The 16,382-nt window shown below is 68.7% G+C and carries 16 protein-coding genes; 4 read left to right on the forward strand and 12 right to left on the reverse strand.

Features of this window, described 5'->3' with window-relative positions:
- The first annotated feature begins 9 nt into the window (after positions 1-9).
- Complete coding sequence (locus ML539_RS06170) at positions 10-1,140, forward strand: ABC transporter permease (RefSeq protein WP_243321713.1); 1,131 nt, start codon at positions 10-12, stop codon at positions 1,138-1,140.
- A gap of 15 nt (positions 1,141-1,155) precedes the next feature.
- Here ML539_RS06170 and ML539_RS06175 read toward each other — a convergent pair whose 3' ends face one another.
- Complete coding sequence (locus ML539_RS06175; RefSeq protein ID WP_243321716.1) at positions 1,156-1,938, reverse strand: class III extradiol ring-cleavage dioxygenase; 783 nt, start codon at positions 1,936-1,938, stop codon at positions 1,156-1,158.
- A gap of 116 nt (positions 1,939-2,054) precedes the next feature.
- On the opposite strand from ML539_RS06175, the gene ML539_RS06180 reads away from it, so the two are divergent.
- The gene (locus ML539_RS06180) at positions 2,055-2,783 is read left to right on the forward strand and encodes a pyridoxine 5'-phosphate synthase (protein ID WP_243383580.1); all 729 of its coding nucleotides are present in this window, start codon (positions 2,055-2,057) and stop codon (positions 2,781-2,783) included.
- Positions 2,780-3,598 (forward strand): DUF4388 domain-containing protein, encoded by an 819-nt coding sequence (locus ML539_RS06185; protein WP_243321719.1) that lies wholly within the window; start codon positions 2,780-2,782, stop codon positions 3,596-3,598. The genes ML539_RS06180 and ML539_RS06185 overlap by 4 nt, the downstream gene beginning before the upstream one ends.
- Before the next feature lie 56 nt (positions 3,599-3,654).
- On the opposite strand, the gene ML539_RS06190 is transcribed toward ML539_RS06185, so the two are convergent.
- Together ML539_RS06190 and ML539_RS06195 are read right to left on the reverse strand one after the other, a co-directional pair.
- Positions 3,655-4,341 (reverse strand): fumarylacetoacetate hydrolase family protein, encoded by a 687-nt coding sequence (locus ML539_RS06190; protein WP_243321721.1) that lies wholly within the window; start codon positions 4,339-4,341, stop codon positions 3,655-3,657.
- A 10-nt stretch (positions 4,342-4,351) separates the two neighbouring features.
- Positions 4,352-5,272: a tyrosine-type recombinase/integrase gene (locus tag ML539_RS06195; protein ID WP_243321723.1), complete on the reverse strand. Its 921-nt coding sequence runs from the start codon at positions 5,270-5,272 to the stop codon at positions 4,352-4,354.
- A 31-nt stretch (positions 5,273-5,303) separates the two neighbouring features.
- Here ML539_RS06195 and ML539_RS06200 point away from each other — a divergent pair, with 31 nt between their 5' ends.
- Positions 5,304-7,130: a long-chain fatty acid--CoA ligase gene (locus ML539_RS06200; RefSeq protein WP_243321725.1), complete on the forward strand. Its 1,827-nt coding sequence runs from the start codon at positions 5,304-5,306 to the stop codon at positions 7,128-7,130.
- Positions 7,131-7,136: 6 nt separating this feature from the next.
- On the opposite strand, the gene ML539_RS06205 is transcribed toward ML539_RS06200, so the two are convergent.
- From ML539_RS06205 to aroC, 9 genes are all read right to left on the reverse strand, one after another.
- On the reverse strand, positions 7,137-7,643 hold the full coding sequence (locus ML539_RS06205) for a hypothetical protein (RefSeq protein ID WP_243321727.1): 507 nt from the start codon (positions 7,641-7,643) through the stop codon (positions 7,137-7,139).
- A 145-nt stretch (positions 7,644-7,788) separates the two neighbouring features.
- A complete protein-coding gene (gene hemN / locus ML539_RS06210) occupies positions 7,789-9,159 on the reverse strand; it encodes an oxygen-independent coproporphyrinogen III oxidase (RefSeq protein ID WP_243321730.1) in 1,371 nt (456 codons plus the stop codon).
- The gene (gene hemE / locus ML539_RS06215) at positions 9,156-10,145 is read right to left on the reverse strand and encodes a uroporphyrinogen decarboxylase (protein WP_243321732.1); all 990 of its coding nucleotides are present in this window, start codon (positions 10,143-10,145) and stop codon (positions 9,156-9,158) included. Before hemE ends, hemN begins: the two co-directional genes overlap by 4 nt.
- A gap of 71 nt (positions 10,146-10,216) precedes the next feature.
- Entirely contained in the window at positions 10,217-11,473 is a 1,257-nt protein-coding gene (locus ML539_RS06220; protein WP_243321734.1) for a glutamate-1-semialdehyde 2,1-aminomutase, read from the reverse strand.
- Entirely contained in the window at positions 11,470-12,447 is a 978-nt protein-coding gene (hemB, locus tag ML539_RS06225) for a porphobilinogen synthase (RefSeq protein ID WP_243321737.1), read from the reverse strand. The genes ML539_RS06220 and hemB overlap by 4 nt, the downstream gene beginning before the upstream one ends.
- A complete protein-coding gene (locus tag ML539_RS06230; protein ID WP_243321739.1) occupies positions 12,441-13,130 on the reverse strand; it encodes a uroporphyrinogen-III synthase in 690 nt (229 codons plus the stop codon). Before ML539_RS06230 ends, hemB begins: the two co-directional genes overlap by 7 nt.
- Complete coding sequence (hemC, locus tag ML539_RS06235; RefSeq protein WP_243321741.1) at positions 13,127-14,005, reverse strand: hydroxymethylbilane synthase; 879 nt, start codon at positions 14,003-14,005, stop codon at positions 13,127-13,129. The genes ML539_RS06230 and hemC overlap by 4 nt, the downstream gene beginning before the upstream one ends.
- Positions 14,002-15,165, reverse strand: coding sequence for an NAD(P)-binding domain-containing protein (locus tag ML539_RS06240; protein ID WP_243293475.1), 1,164 nt, complete (start codon positions 15,163-15,165; stop codon positions 14,002-14,004). Before ML539_RS06240 ends, hemC begins: the two co-directional genes overlap by 4 nt.
- Positions 15,166-15,249: 84 nt before the next feature.
- Positions 15,250-16,374, reverse strand: a complete 1,125-nt coding sequence (gene aroC, locus ML539_RS06245; RefSeq protein ID WP_243321743.1) for a chorismate synthase — start codon at positions 16,372-16,374, stop codon at positions 15,250-15,252.
- Positions 16,375-16,382 lie beyond the last annotated feature (8 nt).

Genomic DNA, 16,382 nt, shown 5'->3' on the forward strand with positions numbered 1-16,382 from the left:
GAATCGACCATGCTCGAACGCCTCCGTCACATGCTCGTCAAGGAGTTCATCCAGGTCCTCAGGAATCCCAGGATGCGGGCCGTCCTGTTCGTCATGCCCGTGGCCCAGATCATCATCATCGGCTATGCGGTGAACACGGACGTGCGCCACGTGCCCATGGCCGTCTACGACCTGGACCGCACGCCCGCCACCCGCGACCTCATCGCCCGCTTCGAGGGCTCGGGGTGCTTCGATGTCGTGCGGCGGATCACCTCGGAACCGGAGATCCAGCAGGTGCTGGATTCAGGCGAGGCGAAGGCCGTGCTTCGGCTCAACCGGGGCTTCGCGGAGGCCCTGACTGGGGGCGGCAGTGCCAAGGCCCAGTTCCTCCTGGACGGCTCGGATTCCAACACGGCCAGCGTGGCGCTGAGCTACGCGTCCAGGGTCTCTGCCGATTTCAACCAATCGCTCCTGGAGCAGCGCTTCGCCCGCACAGCGGGCGTGCGCCTGGACGCCGAACCCGTGGCCCTGGCCTCCCGCGCCTGGTTCAATGCCAACCTGGACAGCCGCAACTACTTCGTGCCAGGCGTCCTGGCCATGCTCGTGGCCGTGCTCTCGATCATCCTCTCCAGCATGTCCATCGTGCGGGAGCGGGAGGTTGGCACCATGGAGCAGATCATGGTCACGCCCATCGGACGGCTGGAATTCATCCTGGGCAAGACCATCCCCTTCGCGGTCATCGGCTTCGCCGACGTCGCCCTCATCGCCCTCATCACCGTCTTCTGGTTCCGCGTTCCCATGCTCGGCTTCCCGCCGATCCTGTTCCTCGGCACGGGCCTGTACCTGCTGAGCACCCTCGGCGTGGGCCTCTTCATCTCCACCGTGAGTTCCACCCAGCAGCAGGCCATGATGACGGCGTTCTTCTTCATGCTGCCCGCCTTCATGCTCTCGGGTTTCGTCTATCCCATCGCCAACATGCCCAGGGTGGTGCAGCTGCTCACCTACCTGAATCCCCTGCGGTACTACCTCGTGATCATCCGGGGCGTGTTCCTGAAGGGGCTGGGCCTGGAGGTGCTCTGGCCCCAGATGCTGGCCCTGACCGCCCTCGGAACCATCATGCTGCTGCTGGCCGCCGGCCGCTTCAGGAAGACCATGGGCTGAGGTCTGCCGCAGCCTTCAGGCGAACAGGTAGCTCTCCAGGCTGAGGCTTCCCAGCTGCCAGCCTTCGAAGACCGGCTCGGGCGAGGACCGGGCCGCGCCGACGGCCACGAACAAGGGATCCAGATGCTCGGAGGTGGGCACGGACTCCGACGCTCCGGGTGCCTTCCGCCAGTCCGCGAGGGCCTCGAGGTGCCCGGCTTCCAGGCGGGCGCGCACCCAGGCCTGGAAGGCCAGGCCCCAGGGCTGCGGCGCGGAAGCATCCTGCCAATCCAGGCGGCGGAGGTTGTGCACCACACCCCCGCTGCCCAGGATCAGCACGCCGGATCGCCGCAGGGGAGCCAGAGCCCGGCCCGCGGCCAGGAGCCTTTCCGGGGTCCGGGGCCGAGGCAGCGAGAGCTGCACGACGGGGACCTCCGCGCCGGGGGCCAGGTACCGCAGGGGCACCCAGGTGCCGTGATCCAGGGGACGGTGGTCGTCGAGCTCCGCTTCCAGGCCCGCGGCGTTCAGGAGGTTGGCAGCCTCGGCGGCCAGTTCGGGAGATCCCGGTGCCGGATAGTCGAGGCTGTAGAGCTCCTCCGGGAAGCCGCCGAAATCATGCATGACGCCCGGCCTCTTCGAAGAGGAGAGCCGCATCGGCCCCGCCGCCTCCCAGTGGGCGGAGCAGACGAGAATGCCCCTCAAGGGCGGCAGCCGGAGGGCGAGGGCGGATACAGCCCTGCCCCAGGCGCCGCCTTCCAGGGCCAGCATGGGTGATCCGTGGGCGAGGAACAGGGTGGGGAGAAGCGGGGAGTTTGCCATGGAACAAGCATGGTCTCCAAATTGAATGTTTCAACTCCTTTTTTTGAAATTCACGCTCGGCCTTTCTGCGGCCGATTGGAGGGTAAGCTAAGAGGCATCAGCTACTGGAGCCCGCATTGAACCTCAGGCTTGGCGTGAATATCGACCATGTGGCCACCCTCAGGCAGGCCCGCGGCGGCCACGAACCCGAACCCGTGGCGGCGGCCCTGCTGGCCCAGAGCGCCGGAGCCCACGGCATCACCGTGCATCTCCGAAGCGATCGCCGCCACATCCAGGACCGTGACCTCCGCGTCCTGAAGGAAGTCCTCGCCATCCCCCTGAACGTGGAATGCGCCGCGACGCCGGAAACCCTGGAAGCGGTGGTCCCCATCCGGCCGTCCTGGATGACCCTGGTGCCCGAAAGTCGCGAGGAACTCACCACCCAGGGAGGCCTGGACGCCATCTTCCTCCAGGGCATGCTGCGCCCGGTCATGCGGGAGCTCCGCAGCGCGGGGATCCATGTGAGCCTGTTCGTGGATCCCGTGCTGGACCAGGTGAAGATGGCAGCCAAGCTGGAGGCCGACGCGGTGGAGCTGAACACGGGGATCTACAGCGACCTGCCCATGGATTCCGACCCGACGCTGGAACTGGGCCGGATCCGCGACGCGGCCCGCCTGGGCAGCCGGCTGGGCCTGCGCATCCTCGCCGGGCACGGCCTGAACCTCCAGAACGTGGGACCCATCGCCGCGATCCCCGAGATCGAGGAACTGAACATCGGCCACAGCCTCATCGGACGGGCGGTGCTCGTGGGACTGGAACGGTCCGTGGAGGAGATGCTGGCCGCCATGGCGGAGGCCAGGCCTTGAGCAATCTCCGCGGTACCCTGGAGAGCATTTCCCTCACCGATGTGGCGCAGCTCCTGCACGCCAATCGGAAGACGGGCATGCTCCAGGTCACCTCGGGGAAGGTCAGCGGCGTGCTCTACTTCTCCAATGGCGAGGTGATCCACGCCGAGACCGTGGCGGCGCGGGGCGAGACGGCCGCTTTCGAGATCCTGGAATGGGTGACCGGCCACTTCGAGTTCCTCGCCACCCAGATCCAGGCTCCGGCCTCGATCCGCCGCACGGTGCCGGATCTGCTCATGGACTCCGCGCGTCTCCAGGACAGCCGCCGGCGCCTTCATGGCATCTTCCCAAGGCTCACGGCGGTGCCCTGGCCCACCCTGCGTCCGCCGCAGCTCCTCGAAGGCATCAAGGTGTTCGCAGAGGATCGCCGGGTCATGCCCTTCTTCGACGGCTACCGCGACTTCCAGGACATCATGGCCGCCACGGGGCAGAACGATGTGACCGTGCTGCAGGCGGCCTCCCTGCTCAAGGAGGCGGGCCGCCTCGAAGTGCTGGAGCCGGACGCCCATGTCACCGTCGCCGAGCTTAAGACCGGCCTGTTCAAGAAAGGCGATCACCTCGGGCTCCCCGCCGCCATGGAAGGCTGGTGGACCGTCCTCGGCCCCTACCGCCACGGTGTCAGCAACCTGAGGGTCATCTGGCCCAAGGGGCCCGCCGTGGAGCGGGTGGAGTTCATGTCCGGGCTCGCCGAGAAGCATGTGGCCATTCCCCGGGAGCTGATGCAGGCCTGGGGGCTCTCCGAGGGCGCCCATGTGAAGGTGCGGCCCGCGCCCTGAAGCCCACCCCCTGAACGTCGGCCCTGAACGTCGGCCCGGGCGCTGGAGAACCGGGGTCAGACCAGGACGATCTCCAGGTCGCCGACACCCTCGATGCCGCAGGTCACGCGGTTCCCGCGCACCAGCGCACCCACGCCCGACGGCGTGCCCGTGAAGATGAGATCGCCGGGCGCCAGGGCCACATAGGCGGAGAGGTGGGCGATCACCTCCGCCACATTCCAGGTCATCTGGGCCAGGTCGCCGCGCTGGCGGTCGACGCCGTCCACGGCCAGCCAGATGGCGCCGGTGGTGGGATGGCCGCAGCGCGAGGCCGGCATCACCTCAGACACGGGCGCCGACTGGTCGAAGCCCTTGGCCATTTCCCAGGGCTGGCCCTTGTCCTTGAACCTGGCCTGGAGGTCCCGGCGGGTGAGGTCGATGCCCACGGCATAGCCGTAGACGCAAGCGAGGGCCTTCTCCGCGGGGAGGTCCCGTCCGCCGCCACCCAGGGCCACCACCAGCTCCACCTCATGGTGCAGATTGGAGGTGAGGGGGGGGTAGACGATGTCGCCACCGAGCGGCACCACGGCATCCGCGGGTTTCCCGAAGAAGAAGGGTGGTTCGCGGGTGGGGTCGCCGCCCATCTCCCGCGCATGGTCCGCGTAGTTCCTCCCCACGCAGTAGATCCGCCGCACCGGGAACCGCGCGTCGGTGCCTGTCACGGGCAGTGCCGGTCGGGGGAGGGTGGGGATGACGAACGCCATGGGATTGCTCCTAGCCTTTGGCCCTGGGATGGGCCTTCTCGTAAGTACGGGCCAGCTCTTCCAGGCCCAGATGAGTGTAGCGCTGGGTGGTGCTCAGGCTCGCGTGGCCCAGCAGTTCCTGGATGGCTCGCAGGTCCATCCCGCGGTTCAGCAGGTGAGTGGCGAAGCTGTGCCGAAGGGCATGGGGACTCACCCGTGACCGCACGGCCGCCGCCTCGAGGGCCGACCGCAGCAGGGCCCGCACGCTGGTGGGCGTGAGCCTGCCGCCCCGCTGGTTGAGGAAGAGGGCCGGACTTGGGGGCAGTTCCTTCTGCGCGAGGAAGGCGGACCTTAACCCCAGGTAGGCATCCAGGATGGCCGCCGCCTGCGCGTGGTAGGGCACCAGGCGCTCCTTGCGCCCCTTGCCCAGCACCCGCAACGTCCGCTGCTCCATGAGCAGATCCTGCAGGTCCAGGCCCACCAGCTCTGAGACGCGCAGACCCGAGGCGTACAGCAGCTCCAGCAGGCAGCCCAGCCGCGCCGAGGGGAAATCCACCGCTGGCGGAAGGTCCAGCAGGGCCTGGCTCTCGCCTTCCGTGAGGAAGGCGGGCAGCCGCTTGGGCTGCTTGGGATTCCGCAGGCCCGAGGCGGGGTTCTTGGGAATGCGCCGGGTCTCCCACAACCAGCGGAAGAAGGCGCGGGCCGTGGAGAGGATGCGGGCCTGGCTGGCGGGATCCAGGCCCCGGTCCCCCAGTTCCAGCGCGAAGCCCCGCACCGTGCGCGGGCTCACCTCCCAGCCACCCCACTGGCAGCGGACCGCGTGGTCCAGCAGCTTGTCCAGGTCGCCCACCTGGGCGCGAGCGGTGTGCGGCGACACGCCCCGGGCGCGCTGCTCCAGATGGAAGGCCTGGATGCCCTCTCCCAGCGGTGCCGCGCCCTTCCCTGCTACCATGTCCACACATCCCCAAGTGTCTGGAGTCATTGTGGCGCAGCCAGTAGAGACCATTGCCCAGCTTTTCTATGCCGCGGCGGAGAGGAACCTCCCGGATGCCTTGGCGTCCAAGCAGAACGGGGTCTACGTGCCCATCTCCCACGCGGAGGTGGTGGCGCGGGTTGAGCGGCTGGCGCTGGCCATGGCGGCCCATGGCCTCAAGGCCGGGGACCGGGTGGCCTTCCTGTCGGAGAACCGCCCGGAGTGGGCCATCGCGGACTTCGCCTGCGCCATTCAGGGCATCCCGGACGTCACCATCTACGCCACGCTGAACGCCGAACAGGCCGCCTTCATCCTCAAGGACAGCGAGGCCCGCTGGGCCCTCTGCTCCACCCGCGAGCAGCTGGACAAGGTGCTGAGCCGCTGGACCGAGCTTCCCCGCCTCGAGGCCGTGGTCCTGATCGACGGCGAGCTGCCCGCGGACACGGGTCGCACCCTGTTCCTGTGGTCCGACCTCCTGCGTGAAGGAGAGGCCATGGAGGCCCGCCGTCCCGAGGTCCGCGCATGGGGCGAGCAGCGGAAGCCCTCGGACATCCTCACCCTCATCTACACCTCCGGCACCACCGGGGATCCCAAGGGCGCCATGCTCACCCACGGCAACCTGGTATCCAACGTCCTCGCCTCCCGCGCCACCGTGAGCAACATCGGGGAGGGCGAGCGGGCCCTGAGCTTCCTGCCCCTCACCCACATCTTCGAGCGCATGGCCGGCCACTTCCTGTGGTTCCATGCCGGCGCCTCCATCTACTACGCCGAGAGCGTCGCCACCGTGGCGGCCGACATGCTCGAGGTCCGCCCCACCCTCATGGCCTCGGTCCCGCGCATCTACGAGAAGATCTTCGCGAAGATCTACGACACAGTGTCGGCGGGCAGCTTCATCAAGCGCCTGATCTTCCACTGGGCCATGCTGGCGGGTCGCCAGGCCGTGCCCTACCTCATGAAGGGCCAGGAACCGCCTTCCTGGAAGGGCATGTGGTACCGCACCGCCAAGGCCGTCGTCTTCGAGAAGATCCGCCAGCGCACCGGCGGGCGCCTGAAGATCGCCATCAGCGGCGGCGCGCCTCTGGGCGGCAAGATCATGGAGTTCTTCTGGATCATCGGACTGCCCATCCTCGAAGGGTACGGGCTGACCGAGACCAGCCCCGTCATCACTGTGAACCGCCTGGGCGATGTGATTCCCGGCTGCGTGGGCAGGCCGCTCTACCAGGACTGGGAAGGGCGCCCCTTCGTGAAGATCGCGGAGGACGGCGAGATCCTGTGCCAGGGGCCGAACATCATGGTGGGCTACTGGAACAACGAAGCGGCCACGCGGGAGGCCATCGACGCGGATGGGTACTTCCACACCGGCGACATCGGCCACCTCGACGACCAGGGGCGCCTCTACATCACGGACCGGAAGAAGGAGCTCATCGTCACCAGCGGCGGCAAGAAGGTGGCCCCCCAGCCCATCGAGAACATGCTCAAGGTGGACAAGTACATCTCCCAGGCCGTGCTCATCGGCGACAAGCGGAACTTCATCAGCGTCCTCATCGTGCCGAACTTCGACAGCCTGGTCCGCTGGGCCGGCTACAAGAAGATCGCCTTCAAGAGCCACGCCGACCTCATCCAGAACCCGCTGGTGTACGCCAAGGTCGGCAGCCGCGTCGAGCGGATCAACGAGCGCCTCTCGAACTACGAGCGCATCAAGAAGATGACCCTCCTCGACCAGGAGATGACCCTCGAAGGCGGTCAGCTCACCCCTTCCCTGAAGGTGAAGCGCCGCGTCATCAACGAGATGTACGCCAAGCAGATCGAGGCGATGTACCAGGAGCCCAGGATCTGAACCGGCTCAGGTCCGGCCCTGCCGGGCCAGATACCGCCGTACGGCCTCCTGGGTCTCGGGGGCCCTCATCCCCGCCTCGGTGGCGATCCGCATCGCCTCGGCCACGGGCATGCCCTTGTCGAGCACCAGCCAAGGACAGACAGCCGCAGCGGCACGGTTGCCATTGCTGCAGTGGATGACGACCTTCGATCCCTTCGGCATGTCCCTCAGCACCGACCTCAGGAAATCGAAATCCCCGGCAGGGGGCGTCTTGCTGATGGCATACCTCAGGTAGTTGATTCCCAGACCCTGCAGGCGGGAGGATTCGGACTCGCAGTCCAGATCAGGCTCATCGTCCCGGCGGAGGTCGATGACGTGGGTGATGTGCTCCTTCTTCATGGCCTCGCAGGTCGCCGGACTCGGTGGTCCCTTCAGGACGAAGACGCCCGAACGCACCTCCACGGCATTGGGGATGGCCGACTCTCCGGCCTGGAGCACGAGCGCCGGGAGCAGGAGAAGCATGGTCCGGAACATGGAACCCTCCGCGAGATCGCCTGGACGTCCAGGCCGGTTCGCGGAGACCACCGGAGGGGCCTTTGGCCGTCGACCCAAAGCCCGGGCGGGCGGGTCTCCACAGCCCTTAATGTAGGCCTTTGGGTCGGCTATTCAACGGAAAGCTTCAGACCGTCCTGGAAAAAGGCGTCTTGGCGCTGAGCTTGGCCAGATAGGCATCGAAGGGCTGCACCAGGTTGCGCACGAAGCGCCGGCCGAGCTGAGTGATGAAGACGCCCTCGGAGCGGACCTCCACGGTGCCCTGGGGGACCTCTTCCTTCAGCTGCTCCACCGCGTCGGCAAAGAGCGCAGGACCGTCCACGCCGAAGCGTGCCTTCAGGTCGTCCCAGCGCAGTTCGAAGTGGCCCATGAGGTGGTGGATCACCCAGCGGCGCAGTTCATCGTCCTCGGAAAGGCGGTGGCCCTTGTGGACCGCCAGGTGCCCATCCGTGATGCTTCGCTCCCACTTGGCGAGGATCTTCTCGTTCTGGGAGTAGACGCCCGCCACGTTGGAGATGGCGCTGGGGCCGAAGCCCACCAGGTCCGTGCCAGCGGCCACGGCATAGCCCATGAAGTTGCGGATGAGGCGGCCTTCGTTCACGGCCTTGGCCATGGGGTCGTTCGGGTGGGCGAAGTGGTCCATGCCGATGGCCACGTAGCCCGCCTTCTCCAGGATGTCCGAGGCCAGGAGCAGCAGGTCCAGCCGCAGGTCCGGTGAGGGCAGCGTCTCGGCGGGGATGCTCCGCTGGAAGGGCATGATGCTGGGCAGGTAGGCGAAGCCGTAGATGGCCATGCGGTCCGGCGACAGCTCGAGGGTGGATTCCAGGGTGCGGCGGAAGGTGTCCATGGTCTGGCCGGGCAGGCCGTAGACCAGATCCAGGTTCACGCCTTCGAAGCCCAGGTCCCGGCACTGCTTCATGGCCGTCAGCGTATGGTCCCAGGTCTGGCCGCGGGTGATGAGGGCCTGCACGTTCTCGTCCAGGTCCTGCACCCCGAAGGACACCCGGTTGAAGCCCAGCTTGCGGAGCGTCGGGAGCTGATCGGGCTCCAGGAAGGTGGGATCCACCTCGATGGCGATCTCGGCCCCGTGCTGGAACTCGAAGCGCTCCTTGAACAGGTTGAAGGTGCGGGTGAGGTCGGCCGCCTTCAGGTACGTGGGCGTGCCGCCGCCCCAGTGCAGCTGGAGGGCCTTGCGGCGGTCCTTCAGGCGGGAGCAGACGAGATCCAGTTCCTTCGTCACCGCGGCGAGATAGGCCTCCACGGGGTCGTACTGGGGGCTCACCACCACGTTGCAGCCGCAGTAGGCGCAGCGGCGCGGGCAGAAGGGGATGTGCAGGTAGAGCGACAGGGCCTCGTCCTTGCGGGCGTCGGCGCGCTCCAGGGCCGAGAGGACCTCGGGCTCCGGGAAGTCGTCGGACCAGGCCGGCGGCATGGGGTAGCCGGTGTAGCGCGGCCCGGGGCGGTCGTAGCGGCGAATGAGGTCAGCGAGCTGGTTCATGCCTTCACCTCGTCAAGGACGGCCGCGACCACGGCGGGATCGGTCTCAGGCACGAGTCCGTGGCCGAGGTTGAAGATGTGGGGGTGGCCCTTCATGGCGTCCACGATGGCCCGGGCCTTCCGCTTGGCGGTGTCCGCCCCGGCCAGTAGCGCGATGGGATCGAGGTTGCCCTGGAGCACCATCTTGGGGAAGCGGCGGCGGGCCTCGGTGATGGGCACCTGCCAGGGCACGGCCAGCCCCTTGCAGGGCAGCTGGTTGAGGCTGTCCGGCAGGTACCCGGTGCGCGCGAAGAACAGCGTGGGGGCGGCGCTCACTTGGGAGAGCGTGCGCTCCACAGAGGGCAGGGCGAAGGTCGCGTAGTCGTCGGCGTCCAGCTCCCCCGCCCAGGTGTCGAAGAGCTGCACGCCCTGGGCACCAGCCTCGATATGCAGGTTCAGCAGGCGGGCGGCGGCGTCCGCCAGCTTGTCCAGCCACTTGCGGGCCAGCACTGGCTCCTGGTGCAGGAAGGCCTTGGCCTTGGACCAGGACTTGCTCCCCTTCCCTTCGATGCCGTAGGCCAGCAGGGTCCAGGGCGCGCCAGCGAAGCCGAGCATGGTCACCTTGGCCGGCAGCTCCCTCTTCACCTTGCGGATGGCCTCGCAGACCGGCTCGAACACCTTCTCGTCCAGGGGACGGTCGAGGTCGATCTGGTCCAGCGTCCTCCCGATGCGGGGCCCGCCTTCGGGGATCGTCACCTCGCAGCCCAGGGCGTCGAGGATCACCAGGATGTCGCTGAAGATGATGGCGCCGTCGATCTGGGGGAAGCGGCGGATGGGCTGGAGCGTCACCTCCGCGGCCAGGTCCGAGTCGTTGAGCAGCTGCTCGAAGGTGGCCTTGGCCCGCACGGCGCGGTACTCGGGCAGGAAGCGCCCGGCCTGGCGCATGAACCACACCGGGGGCTTGTCGAGGGCTTCGCCGTTCAGGACGCGGAGGAGGGGCTGGGTCATCACATCACCAAGAACATGTCATCACAGAAACAAGGGGAGGCGCGCGGGGAAGTGGCCGGCGCCTTCGGAAATCAGGCGAATTCCTTGGCCACGGCGGCCACAGCCTGCTTGAAGTGGGCCAGCTCGGGCTCCCCGTGGGCCGCGCCGAGGAAGGCCACTTCGTAGCCGCTGGGGGGCAGGTAGACGCCCTGACCCAGCAGGGCCTTGTGGAGGCGGTTGAAGCTGCTGATGGCCTCGCCCTTCACCGCGTCGCTGCGGCGCACGCCGTCCTGGAACAGGGGCCAGAGCAGGCTGCCGTAGCGGGGGCAGTGGAGGCCGGGAATGGCCTCGAAGGCCTCGGCCCACGTGGCCGCATTGGCTTCCAGACCGGCGTAGAAGGTCGGGGTCAGCTTCTCCATGGTGGCGAGGCCCGCGGCCATGGCCACGGGATTGCCCGACAGCGTGCCCGCCTGGTAGACCGGGCCGTCCGGCGCCACGACGCCCATGATGTCCTTCCGGCCGCCGTAGAGGCCCACGGGCATGCCGCCGCCGATGATCTTGCCGTAGGTGGCCAGGTCGGGCGTGATGCCCAGGCGCTCCGCCGCGCCGCCGGGGGCCACGCGGAAGCCGCTGATGACCTCGTCGAAGATGAGGACCACGCCGTGCTTGGTGCAGAGCTCGCGCAGCCGCTTGAGGAACTCGGGACGCTGGAGCAGCAGGCCGTTGTTGGCGGGGATGGGCTCGATGATGGCTGCGGCCAGCTCGTTCCCGATCTCGGCGAAGGTGCGCTCCAGGGTTTCCAGGTCGTCGAGCGTGACCACGGAGGTCAGCTCGGCGATGCCCTTGGGCACACCGGCGCTGGTGGGGGCGCCAAAGGTGATGAGGCCCGAACCGGCCTTCACCAGCAGGCCGTCGCTGTGCCCGTGGTAGCAGCCCTCGAACTTCAGGATGCGATCCCGGCCCGTGAAGCCGCGGGCGGCGCGCAGGGCGGACATGACGGCTTCCGTGCCCGAGGACACGAAGCGCATCTTCTCCACGAAGGGCACCATCTCCTTGATCTTGCGGGCCAGGGCGAGCTCACGGCGGCTGGGGGCGCCGAAGGTGAGGCCCTCCTGCATGGACTCGGTCACGGCCGCCAGGATGTCGGGGTGGGCGTGGCCCAGGATCAGCGGGCCCCAGGACATGCAGAGGTCGAGGAACGTCTGGCCATCCTCGTCCTCGAACCAGGCGCCGCTGGCCTTCTTGAAGAACTTGGGCGTGCCGCCCACGGCCCGGAAGGCGCGCACGGGGCTGGAGACGCCGCCGGGGAAGTGCGTCAGGGCTTCCTGGAAGAGGGTGTCGTTGCTCACGAGATCCAGCCTTTCTCCACGGCCTCGCGGCCGGCGTAGGTGACGATCATGTCGGCGCCGGCGCGCCGGATGGCGATGAGGTGCTCGTACATCAGCTGGTCGCCGTTCACCCAGCCCAGGCGATCCGCAGCCTTCACGCTGCTGAACTCGCTGGACACGTGGTAGGCGCAGATGGGCGCCAGAGTGACCTGGCGCAGGCGCCAGATGAGGTCCAGGTTCGGCAGGGCGGGCTTGACCATCAGCATGTCGGCGCCCTCGTCGATGTCGAGCAGGGCGTCCCGCAGGCCTTCGCGGGCGTTGCGGGGATCCATCTGGTAGGTCTTGCGGTCGCCGAACTTCGGACTGCTGTGGGCCGCCTCGCGGAAGGGGCCGTAGTAGGCGCCGGAGTGCTTGATGGCGTAGCTGAGGATGCTGGTCCGGGTGAAGCCGTGCTGGTCCAGCAATGCGCGGATGGCCGTGACACGGCCGTCCATCATGTCGCTGGGGGCCACCACGTCCGCGCCGGCCTCGGCATGGCGCAGGGCCATCTCCGCCAGGATCGGCAACGTGGGATCGTTCACCACCACGCCCTCGTCGTCCACCAGGCCGCAATGGCCGTGGCTGGTGGCGCCGCAGAGGCAGACGTCCGTCATGACGATGAGGTCCGAGCCGAAAGCCTGCTTCAAGGCCCTGACGGTTTTCGGCACCACGCCCTGGGCGTCCTTCACATAGGCCGCATCGGCGCTCTTGAGGGCATCCTCGGGCACGCCGAAGAGCAGCACGTTCGTGAGGCCCAGCTTCAGGTCCTTCTCCACTTGGCGCAGGGTCTCCTCCACGCCGGCGTTGAAGATGCCCGGCATGCTGGAGATCTCGGACAGGCCCGGCTGGGGCTGCACGAAGTGACCCTGGATGAGGTGGCGCGGGCGCAGGTCGGTCTCGGCGACCAGGTTCCGCATGGCCGCGCTGGTGCGGAGGCGACGGGAGCGGTTCAGCATGGGGACTCCTCCTTCTTCAGGTGTTGCGCGAGCATGGCCCAGAGCAGGCTGGGCTTGGGCTCGCAGTGGGCATGCGCGGGCGCGCCCGCCCGCTCGAAGGCCTCGGCGGTGGCCTCACCCCAGGCGAAGCGCTGCACGCCGAGGGCGATGGGCGCGAGGATCTCCGCCTGGAAGGGACTCAGGGCCAGCACCCCATCCACGTCCGGAAGCGGCGGGAAGGGGTCTCGGGCCACCTCGCGGTGGGTGATCCAGGGATGGATCCGCCAGGCGCTTCCCCGGGTCGCCGCCTCCAGGTACTCGCGACTCCGCTCCCCCCGGGCCAGGATGAAGTCGCCGCCCTCGGGAAACCGGGTGCGAAGGAGGTCCCACAGGGCCTCGGCCCGGGCCTCCGCGGGGAGGTGGATCTCCAGGTCCTCCCGCCCCAGGGCCTCGGCCGTGCCGGCTCCCTGGAGGAGGCAGACCGTTCCGGACGGAAGGGCCGCGGAGGCGACCTTGGCTCCGGCGGGGCTCAGGGCCACGAAGGCCTGGGCCGCTTCGAACGGCATCGGAAGGGCCTGGGCCATGACCTTCAGGCTGGTGAAGGCATAGGGCACGGGTTCCCAGCCGGCCTTGCGCACCGTGTCCGCCAGCGGATGCTGGGCGGGCCTGGCCAGGGCCAGGCGGGGCGCGGCCGTGGAGGTCATGACAGGCCGATGCCCTGGAGAACGGTCTTCAGCAAGGCCGCGTCATTGGTGCCTCGCGCCTCGGCACGACGGAGCTCCCCGGCCGGTGCGTAGGCCGCGCGAAGCAGCAGGGTGCCGTCCGCCTGCGGGGTGGCGAGGGCACCCAGGGGCTGCTGGCAGCCGCCGCCGATTCCCGCCAGGACCTGGCGCTCCAGCGTGACGCAGCGGGCGGTCATGGCATCGTGGACTTCGGCCAGGACCTCCACGAGATCAGGCCGGTCGGCCCGGGCCTCGGCCAGGAGGGCCCCCTGCCCCGGCGCCGAAGGCAGCTCGTCGGGCGTCAGGGGACGGACCGTGAGACCGGACAGGTCGAGCCCCAGGCGCTTCAGGCCGGCGGCGGCCAGCAGCGTGGCGTGGATCGGCGCGTCCCGCAGGACGCCGTCCCGCACGCGCTGGAGGCGGGTCTGGACGTTGCCGCGGATCCAGGTGAACCGCGCCTTGGGGAAGAGCTGGCTGAGGACACGCTCGCGCCGCACAGCGCTGGTGCCGATGGTGAGATCCTCGGGCGCGTCCGGTCGCATCACCAGCCAGTCGGAGGGGTCCTCTCGCTTGGGGATGCAGGCGGAGACGATGCCCGCGGGGCGCTCGAGGGAGACGTCCTTCAGGCTGTGGATGAGGAGGTCGGCCGCGCCGGCGACCATGGCGTCCTCCAGCTCCTTCGTGAAGAAGCCTCCGCCCACCTGCTTGTCCAGGGGGCCCTGGAGCCACTGGTCGCCGGAGGTGGAGAACTTCCGCCAGGACACTTCGTATCCCTTCGATTCGAGAAACCTTACCAGAGGCTCGGCCTGGCCCACAGCCAGGGCGGATCCGCGGGTGGCGACGGTGACGTGCTTCATGGTTTGGTTGCCTCTCCGTTCGGGTCCGGTTTGGGCTGGGTCTGGATGAGGGCGCGGAAGGCCAGCGTGCGCCCCCGGGTCAGGATTTCCTTGAGGGCCTCACGCTGGGCCTCGTCCAGCCCCTGCATGGAATCTTCCAGGGCCTTCACCTCGGCCTCCAGGGCGCCCCAGGCGGAATCCAGACGCTCCTGGGCTGAGGCGAGGTGGCGCTTGTGGCCCCGCGCATGGGCACGATGGCGCAGGCGACCGGCGGCCCCCACCAGGAAGGCTTCGGCCTTGGTGGCGGCCTCGGCCCGCTGGGCCCGCGCCGTGGCGGTCTGGGCCAGGAAGGCGGAGAGGTCCACGCGGTGGACCCAGGGCAGCTGCTCCAGGCCGGGCTCGGAATCCGGCGGCAGAGCCAGGTCAAGGATGCGGAGGAGCGGACGCTTGAGGGTCTGCCAGGCGTCCAGCGTGAAGATCGGCTCGGGCGCGGCCGTGGCGCTCACGATGGCCTGGAATCCAGCGGGGTCGCGCTGGAGCAGGGGGAGGTCCACCACCGCCAGCCCCAAGGGGTCCGCCAGGTCATGGGCCTTGCTCTTGGTGCGATTGGCGACCGACACCTTGAAGCCGCGCTCCGGCAGGCGCTCGGCCAGGTACTGGGTCATGGGACCCACGCCCACCAGGGCGATGGCCGAGCCCTCGGGCAGCCCCTCGCAGAGGTGCTTGAGGGCCACCGTGGCCACGCTGACGTTGCCATCGGCCAGGCCGAGGCGGGACCGCAGGCGCTGGCCTTCGCGGATTACGTCCTCGAACACCGCCTGGGCCTCGTCGCCGGCCACGCCCACCTGGCGGGCCTGCTCGAGGGCATCCTTCATCTGGCCGGGAATCTCGCGGTCGCCCAGGTTGGCGGACTCCAGCCCGGCGGACATCGCCAGGAGATGCACCCAGGCCTCTTCGCCTTCATAGCGGCGTACGCCCGGACCCGGATCCAGCGCGGCGGGATCGCCGCCCCACACCATCCATAGCACCCGCTGGCAGGTAGCGAGGTACACCAGCTCCCGGGCACCGGTGGCACGCTGCCAGTCCCGCAGGCGGGCCGGCACGCCATCCCGCACCACATGCTGGGCCACCTGCTCCAGATCATGGATGGGAGCGTGGAAACTGAGGAGGACGGGTTCCATATCGGATCCGATTGTCAATTGGCCCTGGGCGGGCAAGGTCATCAGTTCGTCATGGCGCCATGAACGTGGCGGTCATCACAACGATCATCCCCGGAACAGCTCCTCGATGGCCTGCCAGTCCCATTCCGCCAGCGGCGCCACCGAGCCCTCCCGAAGCGCCTGCTGGGTGAGCCAGGCATCGTAGACCACCAGGGCGCACATGGCTTCCGCCACCGGCACGATGCGTGGGGCGATGCAGGGGTCGTGGCGTCCCTTGGTCGAAATGTCCGCGGCATGACCGTCGCGATCGATGGTCTTCTGGGTCTTCGAAATGGAGCTGGTGGGCTTCACGGCCAGGCGCACCACCACCGGGGCGCCCGTGCTGATGCCGCCGAGGGTGCCGCCGGCGTCGTTCTTCAGAGGCCCGTCCGGGCCCAGGGGATCGTTGTTCTCGCTGCCGCGGCGGCGGGCGCTCTCGAAGCCGGCGCCCAGTTCCACGCCCTTCACGGCGCCGATGGACATGCAGGCCAGGGCCAGCAGGCCGTCCAGCTTGCCGAAGGCCGGGTCGCCCAGCCCCACGGGCAGTCCCTCGATCCACACCTCGCAAACGCCCCCCACGCTGTCGCCGTCGGCCAGGGCGGACTCCACGGCGGCCCGCTGATCGGGAAAGGTCGCAGGGTCGGCCACCCGGAGGGGATTCGATTCCACGAAGGCCCAATCCACCGAGGTCCCGGCGATGCCCGCGATCTCGCGGTTGAAGCCGCGTACCGTCACCCCCATGCCCGCAAGCTGCTGCCTGGCCCAGGCGCCGGCGGCCACGCGGGCCAGCGTCTCGCGGCCGCTGCTGCGCCCACCGCCGCGGGGGTCGCGGATCCCGTACTTCCGGTCATAGGTGAGATCCGCGTGGCCGGGTCGGAACAAATCTGAGATGGCCTTGTAGTCGCCGCTCCGCTGGTTCTCGTTGAACACCACCAGGGCGATGGGATGGCCCGTGGTGCGCCCCTCGAAGACGCCGCTGAGCACCTGCACGCGATCCGCTTCGTTCCGGGGCGTCACCAGCTCCGACTGGCCCGGGCGGCGGCGATCCAGCTCCTTCTGGATGGCCTCCAGGTCGAACGGCAGCCCCGGCTTCACACCGTCCATCACCACCCCCACGGCCGGCCCGTGGCTCTCGCCGAACGTGACGATGCGGAAGGTCCGGCCGAAGGAAGAAGGGGAGTCGAAGAGCATCCCCCAGT

Source organism: Geothrix sp. SG200, from assembly GCF_022808935.1.
GTDB lineage: Bacteria > Acidobacteriota > Holophagae > Holophagales > Holophagaceae > Geothrix > Geothrix alkalitolerans.